The 22192-nt window shown below is 59.1% G+C and carries 18 protein-coding genes; all 18 read left to right on the top strand.

Features of this window, described 5'->3' with window-relative positions:
* Nucleotides 1-12 precede the first annotated feature (12 nt).
* The 18 genes from EMQ25_RS11610 (at nt 13) to rfbC (ending at nt 22192) form a co-directional block, all read left to right on the top strand.
* Complete coding sequence (locus tag EMQ25_RS11610) at nt 13-2370, top strand: GumC family protein (RefSeq protein WP_127188760.1); 2358 nt, start codon at nt 13-15, stop codon at nt 2368-2370.
* A 4-nt stretch (nt 2371-2374) separates the two neighbouring features.
* Complete coding sequence (locus tag EMQ25_RS11605; RefSeq protein WP_127188759.1) at nt 2375-3499, top strand: tetratricopeptide repeat protein; 1125 nt, start codon at nt 2375-2377, stop codon at nt 3497-3499.
* A gap of 50 nt (nt 3500-3549) precedes the next feature.
* Entirely contained in the window at nt 3550-4773 is a 1224-nt protein-coding gene (locus EMQ25_RS11600; RefSeq protein ID WP_127188758.1) for an O-antigen ligase family protein, read from the top strand.
* Between the two features lie 171 nt (nt 4774-4944).
* Complete coding sequence (locus EMQ25_RS11595) at nt 4945-6261, top strand: sugar transferase (protein WP_244606571.1); 1317 nt, start codon at nt 4945-4947, stop codon at nt 6259-6261.
* Nucleotides 6262-6645: a VanZ family protein gene (locus tag EMQ25_RS11590; RefSeq protein WP_127188757.1), complete on the top strand. Its 384-nt coding sequence runs from the start codon at nt 6262-6264 to the stop codon at nt 6643-6645.
* Nucleotides 6642-7226 (top strand): transcription termination/antitermination protein NusG, encoded by a 585-nt coding sequence (gene nusG / locus EMQ25_RS11585; RefSeq protein ID WP_127188756.1) that lies wholly within the window; start codon nt 6642-6644, stop codon nt 7224-7226. Before EMQ25_RS11590 ends, nusG begins: the two co-directional genes overlap by 4 nt.
* Before the next feature lie 532 nt (nt 7227-7758).
* Nucleotides 7759-9060: an oligosaccharide flippase family protein gene (locus EMQ25_RS11580; RefSeq protein WP_127188755.1), complete on the top strand. Its 1302-nt coding sequence runs from the start codon at nt 7759-7761 to the stop codon at nt 9058-9060.
* 84 nt (nt 9061-9144) lie between these two features.
* Complete coding sequence (locus EMQ25_RS11575) at nt 9145-10107, top strand: glycosyltransferase (RefSeq protein WP_158626067.1); 963 nt, start codon at nt 9145-9147, stop codon at nt 10105-10107.
* 238 nt (nt 10108-10345) lie between these two features.
* Nucleotides 10346-11275 carry a glycosyltransferase family 2 protein gene (locus EMQ25_RS11570; RefSeq protein WP_127188753.1) on the top strand — a complete coding sequence of 310 codons (930 nt, stop codon included), beginning with the start codon at nt 10346-10348 and terminating at the stop codon, nt 11273-11275.
* A 107-nt stretch (nt 11276-11382) separates the two neighbouring features.
* Nucleotides 11383-13134 (top strand): hypothetical protein, encoded by a 1752-nt coding sequence (locus EMQ25_RS11565; protein ID WP_127188752.1) that lies wholly within the window; start codon nt 11383-11385, stop codon nt 13132-13134.
* Nucleotides 13135-13540: 406 nt separating this feature from the next.
* Entirely contained in the window at nt 13541-14638 is a 1098-nt protein-coding gene (locus tag EMQ25_RS11560) for a glycosyltransferase (RefSeq protein WP_158626066.1), read from the top strand.
* A 1-nt stretch (nt 14639) separates the two neighbouring features.
* The gene (locus tag EMQ25_RS11555) at nt 14640-15680 is read left to right on the top strand and encodes a hypothetical protein (RefSeq protein ID WP_127188750.1); all 1041 of its coding nucleotides are present in this window, start codon (nt 14640-14642) and stop codon (nt 15678-15680) included.
* Entirely contained in the window at nt 15677-16270 is a 594-nt protein-coding gene (locus tag EMQ25_RS11550) for a hypothetical protein (protein WP_127188749.1), read from the top strand. The genes EMQ25_RS11555 and EMQ25_RS11550 overlap by 4 nt, the downstream gene beginning before the upstream one ends.
* Nucleotides 16267-17427 carry a hypothetical protein gene (locus EMQ25_RS11545; protein WP_127188748.1) on the top strand — a complete coding sequence of 387 codons (1161 nt, stop codon included), beginning with the start codon at nt 16267-16269 and terminating at the stop codon, nt 17425-17427. Before EMQ25_RS11550 ends, EMQ25_RS11545 begins: the two co-directional genes overlap by 4 nt.
* Before the next feature lie 671 nt (nt 17428-18098).
* Nucleotides 18099-19361: a glycosyltransferase gene (locus EMQ25_RS11540; protein WP_127188747.1), complete on the top strand. Its 1263-nt coding sequence runs from the start codon at nt 18099-18101 to the stop codon at nt 19359-19361.
* Nucleotides 19342-20493: a glycosyltransferase family 4 protein gene (locus tag EMQ25_RS11535; protein ID WP_158626065.1), complete on the top strand. Its 1152-nt coding sequence runs from the start codon at nt 19342-19344 to the stop codon at nt 20491-20493. The genes EMQ25_RS11540 and EMQ25_RS11535 overlap by 20 nt, the downstream gene beginning before the upstream one ends.
* A complete protein-coding gene (locus EMQ25_RS11530; protein WP_127188745.1) occupies nt 20490-21578 on the top strand; it encodes a DUF1972 domain-containing protein in 1089 nt (362 codons plus the stop codon). The genes EMQ25_RS11535 and EMQ25_RS11530 overlap by 4 nt, the downstream gene beginning before the upstream one ends.
* A gap of 53 nt (nt 21579-21631) precedes the next feature.
* On the top strand, nt 21632-22192 hold the full coding sequence (gene rfbC, locus EMQ25_RS11525) for a dTDP-4-dehydrorhamnose 3,5-epimerase (RefSeq protein ID WP_127188744.1): 561 nt from the start codon (nt 21632-21634) through the stop codon (nt 22190-22192).

The following is a 22192-nucleotide window of genomic DNA, read 5'->3' as shown; positions in this document are numbered from 1 at the left end:
CTGGGCCTCAGAATGCTTGACCGCAACGAACAGAATTTGCCATGGCGCGGTGGTAGCACGGGTGCAGTAGCACCCCGTTATGATACGCCAGCCTGGGAAGGGTATGGCGGGCGCTTCACCGAGGAGAGCGAGGAGGCCTTCGATCCGGTCAAGCTCTTCTGGCTGGCCTTGCGTTACCGTTGGTTGATTGCAGTACTTGTCGGTCTTGGCCTGGTCCTGGGGCTGGCGATGACCCTCATGCAGTCCCCGAAATATGCGGCCACTGCGCGTATCGAGATCATGGTGCCCACAGCCCGTGTCCTCGAGGACATGGACATCGTTGCCCAGTCCAGTGATCTGCGCACGTTCGAGACCGCCAGGGAAAAGCTGAGGAGCCGCGATCTGGCGCGCCGGGTCGCGCTGGAACTCAATCTTGCCAATGATGCCAGGTTTCTCTTCCCGCGCCCCGATTTTTCGGTGGGCAATATCTTTGCGCGCATCTTCGGGACTTCGAGTGAACCCTCCCTCGATGCCTATACCGCCGAAGAGCGCGAGCAGCTTGCGATCAGCCAAATTCTGCGAGATCTGTCGGCGAACCTGATCCGTGGCACGAGCCTGCTCGAGGTGCGCTTTGCGAGCCATGATCCAGAGCGCGCCCGCCAGATCGCCAATCAGGTGGTCCAGAGCTACATGGACCAGCAGGTGGATCGCACCATTGCGACGTCTGATCTTGCACGGCAGTTCATCGACGAGCAGGTCGCGGAGGCCAAGAACAGTCTCGAGGCCTCGGAGGCAGCGCTGGTCGCCTATTCGAAGGATCAGCAGCTGGGCGCCGCGGGCGAAGATGGTTCGCTCATCACCGCCAGCATCACGGCGATCAATGACGCCCTGGCTCAGGCCATCCAGAGGCGGCTCGAGAACGAGCGGCTGGTCGCCCAGATTGACGCCGGTGATGCCGCGGGGCTTACCCGGGTGCTCGAAAGCCAGGCCATCCAGAACTTGCGGGGGGACATTGCGACCTTGCGCAGCGAGTACCAGCAGAAGCTGGGGATCTTCAAGCCTGCCTTTCCGGAAATGCAGCGCCTCTCAGCGCAGATCAGCGAGTTGGAACGGCAGCTGCAGCAGGGGGTGAACGCGATTGCGGGTGCCATCCGGCTGAGCTATGAGGCCTCGCTGCAGGAAGAACGGGATCTGCGCCAGAAACTCGCTGAGCTCGAAGTCGAGCAGGTCGCGTTCCGTGACAAGAACATCCAGTACACGATCCTCAATCGTGAGGTCGCCTCGAGCCGGGCGCAGTACCAGAGCTTGATCGACAAGCGCAACGAGCTGGGCGTGGTCTCGGATCTGCGTCGCGACAATATCGACGTGGTTGATTATGCCATCACACCCACCGCCCCGTTCCAGCCAAGCCTATTCCGCAATCTGCTGCTGTTCCTGGGTGGGGCAGTCGCGCTTTCGGCAGCGGCAATTTATATTCTGGAGCTCTTGAACAACAAGTTCAGCACGCCCGACCAGGTCGAAAGCGAGCTGAAGCTGCCCGTGCTCGGGATCATTCCAAAGGCCGAGGGCGACAAGCTCAGTGAGGGCCTTCTGGATCCACGCTCGGCCCTTTCGGAGGCCTACCGATCCTTACGCACCTCGCTGCAGTTCTCAGGCGCCGATGGGGCACCGCGGACGCTGCTGGTAACCAGTGCCGAGCCCGGCGAGTCCAAGTCCACGTCCGCCTATAAGCTTGCCGAAGAGTTTGCCGCTCTGGGCGAGAAGGTTCTGATCGTCGACTGCGACCTGCGCCGGCCGAGCCTGCACCGTGTTTTCAAGACCGACAATACGATGGGCCTTACCAACCTTCTGACGAATACGGTGGCTCCCGAGGACGTCCAGCAGCTCTTTCATCATTCCCCGGCCCATCCGAAGCTCGATTTCCTCTCCACGGGACCCATGGTTCCCAACCCAGCGGATTTGCTGTCATCGAGCCGCATGGGCGGCGTCATCCGCGCCTGCACCAAGGCGTATTCGCTCGTGATCCTTGACGGCCCTCCCGTGATCGGGCTCTCGGACGCGCTGATCCTGTCGCGGCATTCTGAGGCGACGCTGCTGGTTGTGGCTGCGCATCAGACAGCGCGCAAATCGGCCGGTGCAGCGTTGAAGCGGCTTCATTCGGCCGGCGGCAACATCGTTGGCGCCATGCTTGGCAAGCTCGACATCGAGAAGATCGATTACAGCTATGCCTACCGCTACATGTATGAGGGCTATTATTCCTATGGTTCAGAGGAGACGCCCAGGATCGAGGAGCAGAACGACGTCAAGCCAGCACGAGCGTTCGGTGGCTGGAGCGGTGGCGTGGTTCATCTGTATCGCAGGCATCTTCGTCCTTTGCTGCACAGGGCTTAGTCGGATGCTCGAGGCGGACAATCCGCCTCTTGCCCTTGCCCTCAATCCGTTCAATGCCGAGGCGCGCGTCAACGTCGTGCTAGCGGGCCTTAATGGGAATGGCTCGGATTTGAATGCGGCGCGTGAGCATGCCAAAGCACTGCTGCGCACCGCACCGGGAGACGCGCGCGGCTATAGCCTGGTGGGTGCCATAGCTGAGCGCGATGGCCATGAAGAGCAGGCCGCGGCGCTTTACCAGATCGCGCTCGATCACTCCAAGACTGAAATACACGCCCTGCTGCGGCTGACCGACAAGAGCCTTGCAGAGGCCGATATCGGCGCAGCACTCGGCTATATCGATCTCATCCTCCGACGCTGGCCTCTCTATTGGGACCAAATCATCCCGGTGCTGGAAGCGGCTGTGAGGACGGAGGACGGACGGGCCCTATTGGCCTCAACGCTGCACACCGATCCGCCCTGGCGGCGGCGCGCCCTCATTGCGCTCAGCGCTACGACGCCAGGCCTCGTTTTTGCCCGTGATCTGCTGCAGTCCGAAGGGCCTGCAACCACATCGGCAGCAAAGGGTGATGTCGCAGCGACGGTCGCGGCGCTAGCGCGACACGGTGCCTTTGGCGATGCCCACACGCTCTTTCTCGCCAGCCTTCCGAGTCCAGAGCGGGAACTGGCAGGCTATGTCTTTGACCCGGAGTTCACGGGCATTGCAGCCGGGGGGTATTTTGCCTGGCAGGCAAGGTCGGATGGTTCAGCTGATATAAAAATGCCTTCGCAGGCGGGCGGGTTAACGGTTCGCTTCATGGATAGTCCCGCCAAGCTTGGCACAGTTGGGCAGACCTTGCGTCTGCCAATGGGGCGATATCGGTTCGAAGTGGCGCTTGAGGCCGTCCAGCTTGCAGCGCCCCGTCGGCTTTACTGGCACCTGGAGTGCCTGGGCGGTGCGGGCTCACTGACTGAAGTCGATGTGCCGGAAGGCTCTTATGGGATGAGCCTGTTGGACGCTGATTTGGAGGTGCCGCAATCGGGCTGCCCTGCCCAGCGTCTATCGCTGAGGACGGACATTCGCACGGACAGCTGGCGCGACCGCTATCGGGGAGAGGTCAGATTTTCGGCACTGCGCATCACTCGGCATTGAGAGCGGAGGCGGCACCGTCCTCCCCGGCACGCATCTGGGCCCTCGGCGTCTTGCTGCTGGCCTCACTTCTCATCGGCGGGAGTTCGGTGGGGGGCCTTCCCACCACCTTCATTCTGCAATTGGCGGGCTTGTGCTTCTTGGTCTTGCTCATCCCAGCCAAGCATCGGGTGCGCTATCGTCGAGATGTGTTGATCCTGTTGGGGCTCGTCGGTCTTACCTTCCTGCTCCAGCTTTTGCCGCTGGGATGGCTGCTAGCGCCGGAAGTCGGCAATGCAGGGGTAGAAATGCCTCGCCCCCTCGCCCTCACTGTCGACTGGAACCGAACGCTCGAGGCGTTCCTCTTCGTCCTGCCGGTCATCGTGTTCTTTCTGGTTCTGCTTCGTTTGGGCATGGACGAGCTTAACCGCCTGCTGCCGTTTTTCCTGCTTGGGCTGTTGCTCAACATGGCCTTTGCACTTGTTCAATTTTCGGCCAGTTCGCCGATCATTGTCGGCTTCCTCCCTTACCCGACGGGTGCCGGCTTCTTCGCCAACCAGAATCATTTTGCCGCCCTGCTTTTTGTCGGCATCCCCTTTGTCATCTATCAGTTCGTGATCATCAAACGGCCGCTGCTCTCGCTCTTTGCGATCGTGCTGATGGTCTTGGTGGGCTTTGCGACCCGCTCGGTTGCTGGCGCCTTCCTCTCCCTCTTTTGCGCTGCAGTGTCCTTTGCGCTCATCGCGAACATGCCGAGCCGTCTACGGTGGCTGCTGATCGGCCTCGCAACTGCTGGAGCCATCTTTCTTTCGAGCAACCCAGGCAATGTCCTCGAAATCAATCCCGACAACCCCCTCGATCGCACCACCATCCGCGCGAACACCATCGAAGGCATTGGCGCCAATATGCCCTTCGGCACTGGCTTTGGGACGTTCGAGATCGTCTATCCACGCTTTGAGGCCGAGACCGATATCCGCTCGGTCTATATCAACCACGCCCACAACGAGTATCTGGAGCTGTTGCTCGAGGGGGGCTTGCCTGCCCTGGCGCTCATCGCGCTCTACCTGCTGATGCTGGCGCGGGCAGCGCTGCGGCAGCCCCATACCGCAATGCGCACCGCCGCCCTGTGCGGGATTGTCTTCCTGCTCATCCACTCATTCGTGGATTATCCACTGCGGACGATGGGCATGGCATTGGTTTTTGCGTTTCTGAACGCGATCGTCTTTTCGACCGCACTTCCGGCTGCCAGAAGTCAATCGAACCGCTCTGCCTCAGCTGTGGCGCCTGGGCAATTGTGAGACGACAGCGCTCGTCTTGGAGCCGCTCCCGAATGCGCTCATGAAATAACACGTTGCAATGATGACTTGCTCCGCTAGAATGAAAATTCACTTTTGCGGATTTGTCCGTATGTGACTGCTGCTTTTTTAGGCAAAGACATTTGCTTCGGAATCCATTGAGGGTGCGGGCGCTTGACGAGATGTGTAGATGACGGCGCGCTGAGCCCGGGCAGTGCCTTGCAGGAGCGACTTCAAAAATGGCCTGGCCAGCTTGGCCGGCTGCGGTACCAGCTACTCGGCGCGCTTATCCTCGGCGTCTTAATGCCGGTGTTTTTTAGATGGGGATTCGACCTCGAAGGATGGCTGCTGCCACTACAGGTCAATACGATCCTTGCCTCGAGTGTCGCTATCGTTCTGGCTCTGTTGGCGCAGCGCCAATTTACCGCGCTCCCCGGCGTTCAGGAGCACGTCTTCCTGATGCCGACCCTGCTCATGAGCTTTCTCGTCATCTTTGCGATGATGTTCTTCCTGCGCATTGAGTATAATCGCTATCTGTTTCCGTCGAGCTTTGCGATTGCGCTTGCATGGGTGCTCTTCGCCCAGACGGTGGCGCGGCGCTACCGTCCCATGCGCTTTGCTGTCGTCCCCGGAGGTGATGTCAGCGGTCTCGCTTCCGCTCGCGGGGTCGAGTGGCACAAACTCACTGAACCGCGGCTGCCGAGGGTCAGTCTCAGTGGCATCGTTGTTGATTTGCGCGAGGATCTGGCTCCCGAGTGGGAGCGTTTCATTGCCAATTGCGCGCTGGCCGGCACGCGGGTCTTTCACATCAAACAGCTCCAGGAATCCGTCGCCGGTCGGGTCGAAATTGAGCACCTCTCCGAGAACACCCTCGGGTCCATCAATCCTGACGCCGTCTACCTCAGCCTCAAGCAGGCGGGCGATTTTCTTCTCGCCCTCCTTGTGCTCATTATAACTCTACCGGTGCTCGTACTGATCGGGCTTGCTATTCGCATTGAAAGCCCTGGACCTGCACTTTTTGTGCAATCCCGGGTCGGTTTCCGCGGTCAGACATTCTCGATGATCAAGTTCCGTACGATGCGGGTGGCGAAGGTTCCAGCATCGGATCCACGGGAGGCCGCGATGACGCGCCCCGATGATGATCGCATCACGCGGCTTGGCCGTTTTCTGCGCCGGACTCGTTTGGATGAACTCCCGCAAATCTTCAACATCCTGCGCGGGGAGATGAGCTGGATCGGGCCGCGCCCGGAGGCCATTGCCTTGTCTCAATGGTATGAGAGAGAGATCCCGTTCTACCGCTATCGCCACATTGTTCGCCCCGGGATTTCGGGGTGGGCCCAGGTCAACCAAGGCCACGTTACCGCTGTCGATCAGATCCTCGAGAAGCTCCATTTCGACTTCTACTACATCAAGAACTTCTCTCTATGGCTCGACCTCCTCATCGTGTTGCGTACCCTGCGCATTATCGTGACCGGGTTCGGGGCTCGTTGAATGAGCAATCTATCGATGGCTCGGTCGCCCAGCGAACCTTATCGCTTCGTCATTCTGGCGCTGCTCGCCTGCGAAGCGCTGATCGTAGCGATCTTCGCCTTCGGCAGTGGCCAGAGTGAGATTACGGAGCTGACAGGTCTTAATAGCATTGCTCTCCACCTACTAGCGTTTGGTACTGCCGCTGCGCTGGCCAGCACCATTTGGCCACCACTGCCCGTTGCCTTGGGCGTGCTCTCATCGGCTGTCTTTGTTGAGGGGGGTCAGATCTTCCTTCCCGAACGGGACGCAAGTGCCATTGATGTAGCAATCGGCGCTGTGGGGATCGCAATTGGTCTGGCGCTTACTTGGACGCTCGGCTTGCTGCTGGGAAGGAGCCTGAGATGAGTACGAGCCTTGGTCAGGGTCTGAGCGGATCCAACTCGGCGGCATCCCGAGCGCTGGCGTCCAGTGCCGCACGGGCGGAGGACGCCACCGCGGCCGCGCGGTGGTATGTAGTCCAGACCAATGCGAACAAGGAACGGCTGGCAGTGTGGCACTTGGAAGACCAAGGCTTCGTGGTATTCGCCCCGCGGCTCCAAAAGACCATTCGTCACGCCCGCCAGTTCCGCTCCGTGAGCGTGCCGCTTTTTCCGGGCTATATCTTCGTGCAGATTGAACTCTCCACCCATCGGTGGCGGTCAATCAATGGCACCTTCGGCGTGCGCTCGCTGGTGATGAGCGGGGATCGCCCGCTGCCGGTATCCGAACTGGCCATGGCCGAGTTGCAGCAGGTCTTTGGCAATAGTAAAACGCGTTTGGAACTCTCATCCGGTCAGCAGGTAAAGGTGATAGCGGGGCCGCTCAGCGGGTTTTCTGGCGCGCTGGACCGCTTGGATGGACCGGAGCGTGTGCGGGTGCTGATGGGATTCATCGGGCGGAGTGTTCCGGTCACGCTGTCCCGCAACGACGTTGCTAGTGCGAACTGAGTCGCATTGCGCCCGCAGGAACCAGTTGGTAGGCGCCGGCGTCCAGATTCAAAGACTCCGCGGGAGAGCGCTCACCCCGGAGTGCGGCAGCATTGGAGACCCTATGCAATACAAACGCTAGAGCCGGCCGCGAGCGGTTCTCAAGACTAAACCAGGCGGAACAGCTTGACGGGCACCACAGGCAAACCAATGGTATTTTCTACAATATCTAATTTCTAGGCTTCTCGCAGAAAATGGCTCAGCCGTCCGCCTCGCTTCTGCGCTCACCTAAGGGCAATTGAGACTAACCCTGTTGCATATTTCAGAAGTTCCGATGCTTCCCACGTCCGGTTCCGCCGTTACAACGAGATTTCGATCGAGCCGCGGCCTATCTCCCAACCTGCACATTCCAGACGTGCCGCTATCACCCATCCTGTGCAATCGAGTAGCGCGCAACCGCTGACAATATTGCTCGCTCCAACCGGCGCTCTTGACGTTGCGCGGCCCACTAACGGCAATCCTATTTCAGCACAACTTAGGCCATGCGCGTATTATGCTGACACAATTGTCTCGCCGATCAATCTTGCGGAGTTTTGCGGGCGTATCAGGCCTGTATCTGCTAGGTATTCCGCTGCTCCTGGTAGCGAACATCGTGCTGGCGCGAACCCTGAGCGTGGCCGATTTCGGAATTTTCGGCTTCGCCTTGTCTATGGCTACTGTCCTGGCGATTCCGGTCTCGGGCGGGTTGCCGATGCTGCTGATTCGAGAGGTCGCCGGCTACGCGCAGAGTAAAAATTGGCCAGCTTATCGCGGCGTAGTGATAGAGGCCTATAGGTGGGTGGTTCTGGTCAGCTTCGCCATTTGCCTAGTTTTTCTGGTTTGGAATGCAGTCTCTCGGGACATGCTCGCCCAGCACCTTCTGATTGCATTTATTATTGTCCCCTTCTTTGGATTGAACGCAATCCGTAACGGCATCCTCAAGGGGTTGGGTCGCTCCTTTCTGGCCGAATGGCCAAACCAGGTGTTGCAGCCCACGCTGCTGATCCTCGGGTACCTCGGACTGGCGAAGCTGGGACTGACATCTGCCGCAAACGCGCTTTGGTGGTATTTCGCGGTGACAGTGCTGGTATTCGGACTGGCCTCGATCATGTTGTGGCGGGTCCAACCTCCAGTGGTGGGAGAGGCCAGCTCCGACGAGACCGACCAGCCTCGTTGGCGACGGGCCCTGCTTCCTTTCATGATAATGAGTGCGACAGCCCTACTCAGTACTCAAGTCGCAGTTTTGATCTCAGGCTTCATGGGACAGGAAGAAGTTGTGGCCTATCTCAGAGTGGCAGAACGTGGGGCGATGTTCGTCATCATCCCCTTCCACGTTTTGTCCACGATCATTGGCCCCCACATGGTGGCGGCCATACGATCAGGCGATATCGGACAGCAAAGGGATATTGTGCGCCAGTCCTCCCAATTGATGTTCTTAACGTCCCTTCCCCTAGCAATTTCTATTCTTTTAGTTGGGCCACAGATCCTCGGCCTGTTGTTCGGCTCGCCGTACGACGAGAACTCCTACCTGCCAATGGTGATCGTCTCGGTGCCCCAGGTGATTTCAATGGCATTCGGCCATGCCGGCATGCTCTTAACTATGGGAGGGCGCGAAAGGATAGTTTTGGCCTCACAGGCTTTGGCTTTATGCGTCAATATCACGCTCTGCATCCTGCTAATCGGTCCGTTCGGCGCCGTGGGCGCATCGATCGGAGTTGCAGCAGGCGTTATGACATCCACCGCGATGAACGTGTTTTTGGTCAAACGTCACCTAGGCTTTATTCCGGGCATACTGTTGCGCCCGTCCAACCGGTGAATTTGTCCAGGTCCTCTTTCAAAGTTTGGCTGTGATATGTCGACAGGTTCACCCTATACGCAAAAGTCCGGGATCTCCATCGCAATGGCGACTTTCGAAGGGCGGGTGTTCCTCGAGGAGCAGTTTGAAAGCCTGATGAAACAGACCCGCCAGCCCGACGAGCTTATCATATATGATGACGCCTCTTCGGATGACACCGTATCCCTCCTAAAGAAGTTAAAAACCCGCGCGCCATTCCGTGTCGAGATTATCGAGGGCACTGCGAACGCCGGGGTCAATCACGCTTTCGGCAAAGCCTTGGCCGCATGCCGAGGCACTTACGTCTTTTTTTGCGATCAGGATGATGTTTGGGAGCCAAAGAAAATCGAGAGGTTCGTGGCCGCCTTCGAACGCGATCCTGCCATCGGTCTAGTATTCTGTGATGCCTCTCAAATTGACGCCCGAGGCCGGTCATTACCCAAGTCGCTTTGGCAACAGATTCGGTTCAACTCGCAGCGTCGCCGACGTTTTCAGCACGATCCAGTTGGTGAGTTACTACGGGGCGGAAACTTCGTTTACGGAATGGCCGCTGCTTTTCGAGAACAGAGCATTAGTCCTTTCTGCCCCATCAACGCGGATCCACGCGGCATGACCCATGACACGTGGTTGGCCCTTCATGTCATAGCAACCGGATGGCAAGCGGTGGCCCTCGACGAAAAACTTGTGCGGTATCGGCGCCACGGACGTCAGACCACGAAGAAAGATAGTCTGAGTAAGGCTGTTGGCGCGCAGGCTCGTACGGCAGCCAGGAGGGGGCAGTCCCTGGCCCTCATCGAAGCGCTGACACGGCTTGGACACAATATTTCGGCCGCCCCAACGTTTCGAGCGAAACGCCACAAGGCCGAAGCTTTGCGTCAGATCTCATCGAAGATCTCCCATCTGTCGCTCCGTGAACGCCTGCGCGATAGTCGCAACCCGTTTCTGGCGCTCCGAGCATCGATCTCTGCGGGATATTGGAGATACGCCAAGGGCCCAGCAAGCGTATTGCGCGATCTTTGGGGGATATGATCCTGTTCGACAAAAGGGCAGCCGGCCTTCCAGGCCTGACGGCGAATCCGGCGGGTGCACGTCTCTGGCATGACCGAACGCAGATTGCTGCATACATGCAGCACATGTCGGCTTGTCCGGAAGGCCTGCAGCCTGGGCCACAAGAAAGAGTGACAACTTTTGAGACGCTCCCTGCGGAAAATCCAAGGCAGGTGGAAAAGACGGACCCGCGCGCCGAAACAGGTCCGTTGGGGGCGACATGACCGGCAATCCGTCACGCATCGGCGCGATCGTTTTGACCCACAACAGCACATCTGACCTGTCCGAGTGCCTCACGGGGCTCATCGCCCAATCCTACGTAGATCTCAAATTGATTGTGGTGGACAATGCCTCACGTCCAGAGGAACGCGCACGGATGGAGGCGGATTTCCTTGCCGCGCTGCCTGAGGGCCGGGTGCTTGCCGTCGCAGATGCCAACCCGGCGGTGGTGGCCGCATTGCCAGCGGTCTTCTTGCGCAGCGAGTCTAACGGCGGATATTCCGCTGGCAACAATATTGGCGCCCGGCTAGCGGTGGCCGCAGGCTGCGAGGCTGTGCTTGTCGCAAACCCCGATGTGCGGATCACAGACTCCGACTATCTGTCGGGCCTCTGGGCCGAGATGCAAAGCGTGCCTGATTGTGTCGTGGGCGCTTCCCGCCTTGTCAATCTGTTCGGCCAGGATGAGCATCCGCTGCGCGAGACGGGCTTCTGGGAAGAACTGCTCTGGATACGTCAATTAGGCCCACGGATGCTGCGTCCCGCCCCCAAGGTGCTCCCACCGACAGGCTCTTCACCGGTGGAGGCGGAAAAATTGCATGGCTCCTGCCTCCTTATCCGCTCACAGTTCCTCCAGGACACCGACTTCTTTGACGAAAGTGTCTTTCTTTACAGTGAAGAGCCTATCCTTGCAGCCCGCGTACGAGGCACAGGTGGTCGAATGATGGTTTTTCCCAAGTTTCGAGCGGTTCATGCCCACGTAGCCTCGGCCAAAGGAAATTCAAGTCGCCGGATGCTTCAATTCATCACTAGCAGGCTCTACTATCTAGACAATTACACGAACTATAGCCCGGTCAAGCGAGGCGCACTGCGGATATCGTACAGCATGCTCGCGGGGCTTCACATGATCAGGGCTGGACTCCGCCATGACTGAGTGTCAAGCAGACGGAGACTGTCTGACACACGCTAGTGCGCCGGATAATCCATCGGGTTCACCGCGCTCCAGACTGAGTCTCGCGGACTGATCAAAGCCGAGGGCATATGCCGAGCATTTTCAGAATCAGCAGGTCCAGCGCGTTCGTTGCCGCCTTAGCGATGTCCTACTTGTTCCTCGCGTACATTCCATTCGCTGCTATTACGACCGCCTTGGTCCTGTATTCTGCTATGAAACGCCGCCCCAGCAAGGCAATGCTCCAAGCGGCGGGCATTTGGGCCTTGGTGGCCATCTTTCTTATTGCGACACTTTCAACGCTAGTGATTTCTCCCTACCAGTTCTCTGCTTGGAATACGAGCAAGGACATCTACTTCTTCATGGCTCCGGTATTTTTGCTATTTGCTGGCCTGACCTTTTTGAAACCGGGAGCCGATTTTACACGTATTTTGAAGACATTAATCTACGTTCTGACTGCATCTAGCCTGTTGATATTCTCTGACTTCCTTTTCGGAGCCGGAATCATCGGTGTATCGCTCGAGAATCGTTACAGCTACGGGCTCGACAGCAGGGCATCGACCTACGCAGTGCTGTTGCTCCTAGCGATTTACCCGTCACCTCTCTTGCTAAAAAATAACTGGAGATGCGGTTGTATTCTGCTGGTAAATCTGTCGCTCATCTTCATTTCGCTTTCGCGTGTCGACATCGCGATCGCGTTAATTTCATTGGTTCTGGTCTACTTCAACCGCAGGTGGATCCGTTTCGCGATGATCACCGCCATCTTGCTTCTCACCGTCGCGCCATTCTTGCAAATTGCGCCTCAACCCGTGACGCGCGCCGCATCGGAAGGCACCGACTTCCTTGCCAAGATGCTTGGGTCCCTGAATGAGCTCCAAGTATCAGATTACGCGGGTATGCAGGACATCAGCGACAACTGGAGGGGATACGAGGCCTATATCGGCACTCAGGAGATCGAGAAAGTCGGCGGCCTCGCCCGGATCATCGGTGTAGGCTTCGGCAGCTTTGCCGTCGGACCGTTCGACGATAGGCTTCAGAACATTCCCTTCTTCCACAACGGCTACGTTACGATATACCTCAAGGCAGGCTTTATGGGCCTCGCCGCCTTCGTACTCTTCATCTACAAACTCTACCGGCTTGCAGCAGCAGGTATTCAGGAAGCGCGCCGAACCGGCGATCGCCGGGTTGCGACGGCCGCGTTGGTGATATTGCTTCTCACGACCTCGATTCTGGTTAAAACATTGGTGGCGCACGGTGTTTTCTATTCTAAGACAACTTTCGAGTTGTTCCTGATCGGAATGGCAATCTACGATCTGCACAATGCCCGTCGAGCCCCAAGGAGCTACAGAAGCCCTTCTACGGGGCGAGGATCGTACTTGGGGGCGGCGACGGCATTGGCACCACGGCAATCATGGTCGAGACCGGCAAATGCAAGATCCGCGTGTGGTGCTGGCAGGAGCGGATCATGCTTTAGGGCGTCGGCGGTCTCCCTCGCGAGTACTCCTGCTCGCCCGGAAAGACATAGGTCTCGCCAGAGGGTGTTGCCGGGATCTGCCTGTCTGACGCAGGAGCTGCCGCCGCCGCATGAGGCGACGATTGGGCGCTGCGCGCGGTGGCTAGGGTCCTCGGGCCAGCGGCGTGGAGGGTGCAGAGCATCTGAACAGTCCGTGGCCTCAGCCCTCAAGACTGGCGGCAGTTCAACGCCTCTGGCGATCCGGCCTTCGCCGAGAAGCCCTTCACCATTATTAGTCCATGTCTTGATCGGCCGGCCGATGCGGTGGTTTCGTTCGATGAAAAGAGCCAGATCCCGGAGCTTGACCGCGCCCATCCTGGCCTGCCCATGAGAAGGGCATGGCCGGCATCATGACCCACGGACTACAAGCACTGCGGCACAAGCACGTTGTATACCGCGCTCAACCTGCTCGATGGCGAGGTCATCGCGCAGAACATCCAGCGCCACCGTCACCACTTCACGCGACCTCCTCTCCCGGCTCAATGTCGTCGAAGAATTCTTTGCCAAACTCCCCCGACACAGGCTCAAGCACGGCTTCTTTCACTCGGTTGTCGATCGCCAAGCAGTCATCAACCGCTTCGTTCGTGAGTACTATGCCGTCAAATCGAAGTCCCTTCGTCGGGAACACGGACCCCGAGGGCTTCATCGCCGCTCAGAATCAAGGGTTACCAATTTGGAAAAAATCCGCTAGCAGCACACAAGATGTGCGGGATGCAAAACAGAAGGGTCTCGGTGGATTGAAGGTTCTGCACGTCATTCTAGGCAAGGCGGACAAGAACCGCGCTAATGGTGTAAATCAAGTCATCGCCGGCCTCGCCAAATACAGCGCCAAGCACGGAGTATCGGTCACTGTGTTGGGCAAAGCGCAAACAGCCGCGCATGAGGGGGAAGTGATCCAGCGCGACGGCTTCGCGGTCACCGTCTACACGAAATGGAACCGGGCCTTCCGCACCGCCATGCACCAGGCTGTCATGGCGGCCGACGTGGTGCATCTGCACGGAACCTACGCGCCCCTCAACATCTGGGTTGGGCGGGTTTGCGAAAGGCATGCAAAGCCCTATGTCGTCACCCTCCATGCCGGGATTGCCCCCGCCCGGATCTCCCTGAAGAACTTCCTGCAGAAACAGCTCTTCCACATGCTCTTGCAGCGGCGGCATCTCGAGCGGGCGGCTTTGATACAGGCCCTGACCGAGGAGGAGAGCACCGAGGCCTTGGCCGCCTTCCGGCCGAAGGCGATGTGCGTGATCCCCAACGGTGTCGATCTTGAGGATTTCCCTAACATTCGCGAACGACCACGGCCCGGACCGGATCTCAGGATCGGCTATATAGGACGGATTGCCCGAGAGAAGAACCTCGGCGCACTTTGCGAAGCCTTCGCCAAGGTTAACACCGACGGCCGGATGCGGCTCCTGCTGGCTGGTCCTGCCTCCGCCGAGGCAGACGTTATCACCCGGCAATGGGGGGCGGCAGGCGTCGAGCTCGTGGGGCCGAAGTTCGGCGCCGACAAGCTTGCCTTCCTAGATGACATCAACCTGTTCGTCCACCCATCGAAATCCGACGTTTTTTCGCTCGGCGCGATGGAAGCCCTCGCGCGGGGGGTACCGGCAATTATCTCACGCACATCCGACACCAGCCATTTCGCCGATACCGGTGCTTTCGTCCTGTGCGAACCGACGGCGTTTGGCATAGAGCGCGCAATGCGAAAGGCGCTTGACACACGCGACGACTGGCCGGCTATGGCAAGGCGGGGACGGCGATTAATCGAAACCCGGCTTAACTGGGACGCCGCCTCGACGGATTTAGTCGTGGCCTACCAAAACATCCGGGAGACATAGCTTGGCGTTCAAGCGGGCAGCAGCGGACCTAGTGCTCACGGCGCTGGACGGGCAAATGCAATATCTACTGCTGCGCGGCCTTGACGAGTTCGCAAGGGAAGGTGGTGACATCGACGTCCTGGTGAAGCGCGACCGTGCCCGCGAAGCCCTCACTCTTGTCGCCGAAGCGGCTGGCCGCGGCGGTTGGGCTGTCGCGGGCCTGGCCGACATAGGGTATCTCACGCAGATCTGCCTGGTCCAGCGTTGGGGTCCTGACGGGCGCCACAAAGCCGTTAAGATCGATCTCTGGAACGGTATGAGCTGGGGTGCACTGGGCGCCGATCCCTTGACAGACGCCCTGTTCGACAATCTCGAAACGCAGGGGACGGCGGATACGGTCGGGCTAGTCACCCTACTGCAGAAACTGCTCTATGCTGGCTACCTGCGCGACGGTGACCGCGAGCGCGTGTTCTCTGTCTGTGCGCCGGATCGCATCGCCGCTTTCGCCGATGCCCACGGCCTTCCCCTATCAGAAGCCGAGATCGAGCGCGGCCGGATTGACCGGTCTGCCCGCTGGCGGCTGCGCGCCGCATCGGCAGGCGTGAACATCGTCGGCCTGCCAGCATGGATAGTTAAGGTGGTCTGGCGAGCGCTGTTCTTCACAGCCATCCCGTCGACATTCGCGGGCGAAATCTTCCGAGTGTCCGGGGCCGATGCGCCGCGCCGCGCCGCGCTGTTCGAAAATTTCCATACAATCATGCATCAATCCGGCTTTCCCGAGCCCTTTATAGGACCGGTCGCCGCCGGGTCAGTCGGGCCATTGTCCAGGGGCACTATGCGCCTGCGCGGGCAAGCCTTTCGTGGCAAGACGGTTCTCGTCGGCGATGCATCGCTTGACGTGAGGGGGGCGCCTGCACGAAAGCCCGGCCTCTTCGCCAAGTGGGTCAACATTCAACTCTCCGACGTCCCCCTTTCCAGCGCGAAAGAATGCGACCTCGAGGCGCTCCTCGCCAGCGTTTCCAACCGGGCGCTCGAAAGGCTGCTTGGGACAAGAAAGACATGACAAAACGCGCAAAAACCATTGTATTCCTCGGCCCGGACGGCGCTGGCAAGAGCACTTTGCTGAGCCTTATTGAAGTCGAGCTGACCAAGCGCGGAGTCGAGTTCTCTCATTACCATTTCGCCCCAGGATACCTGAAACGCTACCGCCCTTCAGGATCGCTGACGATCACCACCAATCCACACGAAGGCCGGCAATACAAACCGGGGCTGGTATTCGTGAAAATCTCGTTAATGCTGTTCGAATTCAACATGGGGGTGCCACGCGTTAAGCGACGCAACGATTTAGTGTTTTTCGACCGTTACATCCACGACGTTCTAATCGACCCGCGGCGCTACCGTTTGGACCGAGTGCGTTGGTGGATGCGTGCGCTCTTGAAGCTCGCGCCCCGCCCCGATATCGGAGTAATCATCACGGCGCCGCCGGCGGTGATCCAGGCGCGCAAACAGGAAGTGCCACCGGAAGAAACGGAACGACAGGTCGCGGCCTACAAGGCGGCCGCGCGCTTGTTCCCGCGCGCGATCAAGATCGAGAACGTCGGTCCCCCCGAGGAGACGGCCCAGCTGATCATCGAGGAAATCCTCGCCCAATGATCGATCTCACCGCGCTATTTGGCCCCAAGGGGGCGCCTGGCGACGACATCACGTTTCGGGCGTTTCCACGCCGCGGTCCAGAACGCTGGTTGCTCGAGGCGCACTACCGCCGTCCTTTGCACCTCGAGACCTGGCCGCGTGCCAACCGACGCGCGCAGATAATCTACGGTGCCGCCCGGATTCTTGGTGCCTTCGGTCTGCGCCTTCCCTCACGGCGGGTTGTTCTCAGAATTGCGGACGGTTCTCGCTATGATCTGTACCGAAGGCGTTTTGACGCCCTCGCAGTCTTTCTCGGGACCGCTGGACCAAACCGGAAGTTTGTCGTTTTCGCCAAGAAAGGCGCAACGGCCTGGTTCATCAAGCTGCCGATCGGAGCCCAGAGCTTGGCGCTCGCTCTGACCGAGGCGGCGACCCTGAACGCGCTGGCCGAGGACACGGAGCTTGCCGGTCTCGTGCCGCGATGCTTCTGGATCGGCGATGCGCTCGCTCTCGAAGACGTTAGGAGCACCGGCGCGACCTACGCCCCTCTTGATAATAAGGAGGTCCTGCGCGTCCATGATCTGCTCTTCGCCCGAAGCCAGACAGACGTCCCGCTTGAAGACCTCTTGCAGCGATTGAAATCCCCCAACTTGACGACGGCGCCGCACCCGAAGCGCGACATCGCTGCGCGAATTGACCGGGCTCGGAGAGCGGCGCACGCGTTCCTCGAAACCTTTCCGCCCGAAACCATCGTCGCCTGCTACGACGCGCACGGCGATTTCACCCGTTGGAACGTACTGCGCGCGCCTGACGGTACGGCGCGGATCATCGACTGGGAGCTCTTCGGCCTGAGGCCGAAATTTTTTGATCCGTTTCACTACAAAGTGTCACAGGCCATCCTGGTGCATCGGACCCCGGCAAAGGCGATCCTGAAACAGATCGACAAAATCGCCATCCAGACATTGGATCGCACGTCCATCATGATGTACTTTGGCTTGTATCTTGTTAGCCAGGTATCCTACTATGGTGAGGTATACGAACGTCAAGAAGAGCAGGGCGCGCAGTTGTATTGGTCACTAGAAACGTGGACAGACCTCCTGGTCTATTTGGCTAAGGCCCATCTTGAGGCAAATACTGCGAATGCAGTTTGCACCGAGAATCTTGGCGTCGCGCAATGACCCGTCTCGCGTCATTGGCTCACTTCTCGCGCGTTCGGCCGTCCGTCCACCCTCTCGTCGGATGTCCCAAGCCGGACGATGGCCGCCATTCCTTGATTCAGTGGCTCGGTTTGGCCCGAGGCTTGGTCCTTTTACAACGTAAGATCGTGCTCGCGCGCGAGAGGGGACCCTGCTACTGACAAACTCGGCGGGCGGCCTTATGCGGTTCCAGGAGGAATGCTTAGATGACTGCCTCTAGCACTATCAGATATCGGTCGAGCGCAAATTCTATTTCGGGACGCCATTGCACATGACCCCGAGTGGTTCGATTGCGAACGTTGGTAAGGGTATCAGCTGTGACGACAACGTATGAACTGCGAGTTCGCCTATATCCGCTGTACGGGGGGGGCTCATCAGGGCTGATCGTGTCATCGGGTAATGCTTAACGTGAACGCCGAAGCCACATCTTCAACGGCTCGCGCTCTTATGCAAGCGGGGCGTCACCTGCAAAGAGGACCGAGATCGGCCGGCTACCGGACGGGCGCAAAGGTCATGATAATCGACGGCTTGGCGATTGGTCGGGGTTTGATGATCTCCGCGGGCAGCGTGGTCATCGGAGCTTCGCTCACCTTCGCCTGATCGGTGGCATTCCCCCTCGGCTCATCCGGCCGCTTTTCTACCAGGACACCGCAGTGACCAGAACCAGTCCCGCGCCCTCCATCAGCAAGGCCACCCGAACCTGCATTTTGATCGCCGCCTATGATGCTGGGTTGCAGACGAGCGAGGGCCACGTAGCGCGCAGCCTGCTCGCGCGGCTGGACCCCGACATGCGGGTGATCCTAATCACTCGCCGCAACAATGTCGCTGAGCTTAAGGCAAGCCCCGACTTTGCCGCCGCTAGCCCCAACGTCCAACTGATCGGGTTCGATCTGCCCCGGTGGGCCGCCTGGTGGAAGAAGGGTGCGCGCGGTTACGGACTGTACGCCTATCTGTGGCAATCGATTTGGCCGTTCGTATTGAAGAGAAGGCGCTTGCTGTTACGGCATATTTCAATTGTCCATACCCTCAACTTTCACAATGACAGTATCCCCAATATGGGTTGGATTCTCGGCCGTCCATCGGTCTGGGGGCCAATCAACCACCATGAAATCGCGCCCGCTTGGCGCCGCGAAATTTGGCCCCACCAGGTCAAACATCTCCACGTCGTCAAGTTCTTTTCACGAAGAATTCTATGGCGGCTGGATCCGTTTTTGCGGCTCGCGCTTCGACGAACGGACAAGATTTTCTGTGCCGGACCATGGGTGACCCGCCGACTGGCGCCTCTCGACGAAGCCCGGGTCATCATGCGCAGCCAGCTTGGGATTGCCAAGGATCTCGCAGTCAATGCGCAGGATCGTTCTGCCGGGAACGAGACAGTTTGGCTGATCTGCCCCGGTCGCCTGGATTGGATCAAAGGAGTCGATATCGCCATCGAAGCGATGGCCCTGCTGCCAAACAACGTGCAGCTTGAAATCATCGGCGACGGCCCTGCAGAGCGCATGTTGCGGAATCTGGCCGAGAGCCATCAACTATCGGCGCGCGTCCACTTCATGCCGCCCATGGACCGCAATGCGTTGTTTGCCCGAATCGCAAGATGCGATCTGCTTCTGTTTCCCTCGGCCGAGGTGGCTGGCCTAATCTGGATCGAGGCACTCGGCTGCGGCACGCCGGTCATAGCGTTTGACGGCATCACGGAAATAGCAACTACTGCGCGTGAAATCCCGGGCATCACCCTCGCAAGCACGGGAACATCGCGAAAGGAAGCCGTTTTGAATTATGCGAACGCCATTAGGTCTGCCGCCGAGAAGCCCGTGGACCATGCCGAAATCGCTTCTAGAGCCGTCAACAGGTACTCTTGGGCGTCACTCGCCGAGCACGTCCAGGATACTTACCGGCGTGCAGTCGAAATCGAGTGAGCGTCCATTCTCGGTGATAATTTTCTGCCACCTTCTCAACGACGCGTCGGGCAGTCCCGTGGTCTTGCGCGAAACAATCCAGGCGCTTGAAGGGATCGAGCCCGACCGGGTCCTGTTCGTCGGGAGCCAAGGTTACGGCGCACTGGATGATGCGGGCGTACCCGTCCGCCGCTACTGGTACCGCCGCAGCCGGATCCGGCTACTCACGCTCTTTGCCTTTGCCGTGAGCCAGCTGTCGCTTTACCGGGCGCTGTCGCGAGCGGATCTGCCTGAAGATGCGCTGATCTACGTCAACACACTTCTGCCTTTTGGCGCCGCGCTTTGGGGCGCGCGTCATGGGCACCGAGTCGTGTATCACCTCCACGAAGTGTCGATTTCTCCGCGACCGCTTGGGTGGTTTCTCCTGCGCATCGCCGAGAAGACTGCGGCCCGGGTCTTTTATGTGTCGCACGATCACCGCGCTCGCCTTCCGATCGCCGGCGTCCCCAACCAGGTGCTTCCCAACCCGATCTCCGCCAAGATTTCAAAGCGTGGCTCGGCGACCACCTACGCACCCCGCCGATCGGGCCTATTCGAGGTGCTAATGCTAGCCTCGCCGCGCGACTATAAAGGGATTCCCGAGTTTCTTGCCCTGGCCCGCGGGCTCGAGCGGCGCCCCGACATCCAGTTCACGCTCGTGCTGAACGCGGATGCCGCGGAGATCGAAAGCTACCTGCCTCCGGCTCGTGTTCCCGGGAACGTGACTGTGCATGGCCGCGCCGCCACCCCTGAAGCGTTTTACGCAACAGCCGACTTGCTAGTGAACCTCTCAAGAGTCGACCTCTGGATAGAAACTTTCGGTTTGACCATCGCCGAGGCCATGGCTTTCGGCTTGCCGGTAATCGGCCCGCCCGTGGGCGGACCGAGTGAACTCATAAGCCAGGGCTGTGAAGGGTACCTGGTGGATTCGCGCGACATCGCCACACTGGATCGCAGTGTGACCACCCTTGCGGACGAACCATCCACGGCGCTGGCTATGTCGGAGGCAGCACGCCTGCGAGCTCGGGAATTCACCGTCAGCCAATTCGCAACTGCATTGCATGCAGAGATTCTTGCCATGGCCCCAAGCGCCCAAAAGCCGAGGAAACGATGAAACTCGCCATCCTTGGCACCGTAGGCGTGCCAGGTCGCTACGGCGGTTTCGAGACGCTCGCGGAAAACCTCGTGCGCTATGCGGAAAGACATTCGCAAGCCGCGGATGGGCTGACCGTCTACTGCAGTCGACGCGCCTATTCCGACCACCCAGTCACCTATCACGGGGCTCGCGTGCGGTATTCACGGCTCGATGCTAACGGTGCCCAGAGCATTCTCTATGATGCCATCACTGCCCTTGATGCGGCGTGCCGTGGGCATGACAGACTATTAATCCTCGGCGTGTCGGGCGCCGTCGTTCTGCCGCTTTTGCGGCTGGTCTCGCGCGCGAAGATCGTCATCAACGTTGACGGAATCGAGTGGCAAAGGTCGAAATGGACAGGCGTTGCCCGACACTTCCTGCGCTGGTCTGAGGTCCTCGCCGTGCGCTATGGCCACGAGGTGATCGCTGATAACCAGGGAATCGCGGACTATCTTCAGACGGCCTACGGGATTGCCGCCACGGTGATCGCCTACGGCGGTGATAACGCGCTCGAAGGGCATCTAGCCGATGCCGTGACGTTCCTTCCCAAACTCCCGCCCGAATACGCTTTAGCGCTCTGCCGTATCGAACCCGAAAACAATGTCGAGATGATCTTGGAGGCTTTCAACGGTTCCGACCGTCCGCTCGTATTCGTTGGCAACTGGAACAGGAGCCACTACGGGCGGCAGATGCGGGCGCGCTATGTCGATCGCCCCGGCCTGCACCTGCTCGACCCGATCTACGATCGCGACGCCCTTTACCGCCTGCGCCGGAGCGCGGCAGTTTACGTCCACGGCCATTCTGCCGGCGGCACCAATCCGTCGCTAGTCGAAATGATGCATTTCGGCGTCCCTATCCTGGCGCATGGCTGCGCCTTCAATCGCCACAGCACTGAGGGTAAGGCGCGCTATTTCAATACTCTCGGTGAGCTTGCGGCACTGATACGGGGCCTCAACCCAACAGGGGCTGCACAACTCGGTGCCGATATGCGCGAAATCGCGCAACGCCGCTACACTTGGGATCAAATTGGCGAAGCTTATTTCAGGCTTCTCAACCGCATTTGAGGCGAAGCAACCGTAATGAAAGCGAAATCTGAGGATATCAGAAAGCCACAACTATGAAAATCGTACAAACGACGCTGCCCGACGTCAAGCTTCTGAAACCGAAACGCTTTGGTGATCATCGCGGTTTCTTTGCCGAGACATACAGCCGCCGGCTATTCGAGGGCTTAGGTGTGAATGTCGAATTTCTCCAAGACAATCACTCTCTGTCTGCCACAGTGGGTACGGTTCGGGGGTTGCATTTTCAGGCTCCGCCCTACGCGCAAGCGAAGCTGGTGCGCTGCGGGCGCGGCGCCATCTTTGATGTGGCGGTCGATATTCGGCGCGGAAGCCCGACCTATGGCAACTGGGTGGGGTATGAGCTTAGCTCAGAAAATGGCGCGCAGCTATATGTTCCCACAGGCTTTGCCCATGGCTTCGTTACGTTAGAGCCCGACAGTGAGATAATCTACAAATGCAGCGAATATTACGCGCCCGAGACCGAGGGCGCGTTGCGATGGGATGATTTGGCCATTGGCATCGACTGGCCCATAACAGGCGAGGCAATCCTAAGCGAGAAAGACGCTACAGCCCCACTGCTGGCCGAGTTCAACAGCCCGTTCGAGTTTCGAGGATAG

Origin of the sequence: Arsenicitalea aurantiaca (assembly GCF_003994485.1) — a bacterium.
Classification (GTDB): domain Bacteria; phylum Pseudomonadota; class Alphaproteobacteria; order Rhizobiales; family Devosiaceae; genus Arsenicitalea; species Arsenicitalea aurantiaca.
This window is presented reverse-complemented; position numbering and strand designations above follow the sequence as displayed.

Coding starts and splice junctions, on each gene's coding strand:
- EMQ25_RS11530 (WP_127188745.1), top strand. CDS start 20,490: ATGAAACTCGCCATCCTTGGCACCGTAGGCGTGCCAGGTCGCTACGGC.
- nusG (WP_127188756.1), top strand. CDS start 6,642: ATGAGTACGAGCCTTGGTCAGGGTCTGAGCGGATCCAACTCGGCGGCA.
- EMQ25_RS11550 (WP_127188749.1), top strand. CDS start 15,677: ATGACAAAACGCGCAAAAACCATTGTATTCCTCGGCCCGGACGGCGCT.
- EMQ25_RS11545 (WP_127188748.1), top strand. CDS start 16,267: ATGATCGATCTCACCGCGCTATTTGGCCCCAAGGGGGCGCCTGGCGAC.
- EMQ25_RS11565 (WP_127188752.1), top strand. CDS start 11,383: ATGCCGAGCATTTTCAGAATCAGCAGGTCCAGCGCGTTCGTTGCCGCC.
- EMQ25_RS11580 (WP_127188755.1), top strand. CDS start 7,759: ATGCTGACACAATTGTCTCGCCGATCAATCTTGCGGAGTTTTGCGGGC.
- EMQ25_RS11575 (WP_158626067.1), top strand. CDS start 9,145: ATGGCGACTTTCGAAGGGCGGGTGTTCCTCGAGGAGCAGTTTGAAAGC.
- EMQ25_RS11605 (WP_127188759.1), top strand. CDS start 2,375: ATGCTCGAGGCGGACAATCCGCCTCTTGCCCTTGCCCTCAATCCGTTC.
- EMQ25_RS11590 (WP_127188757.1), top strand. CDS start 6,262: ATGAGCAATCTATCGATGGCTCGGTCGCCCAGCGAACCTTATCGCTTC.
- EMQ25_RS11570 (WP_127188753.1), top strand. CDS start 10,346: ATGACCGGCAATCCGTCACGCATCGGCGCGATCGTTTTGACCCACAAC.
- rfbC (WP_127188744.1), top strand. CDS start 21,632: ATGAAAATCGTACAAACGACGCTGCCCGACGTCAAGCTTCTGAAACCG.
- EMQ25_RS11610 (WP_127188760.1), top strand. CDS start 13: ATGCTTGACCGCAACGAACAGAATTTGCCATGGCGCGGTGGTAGCACG.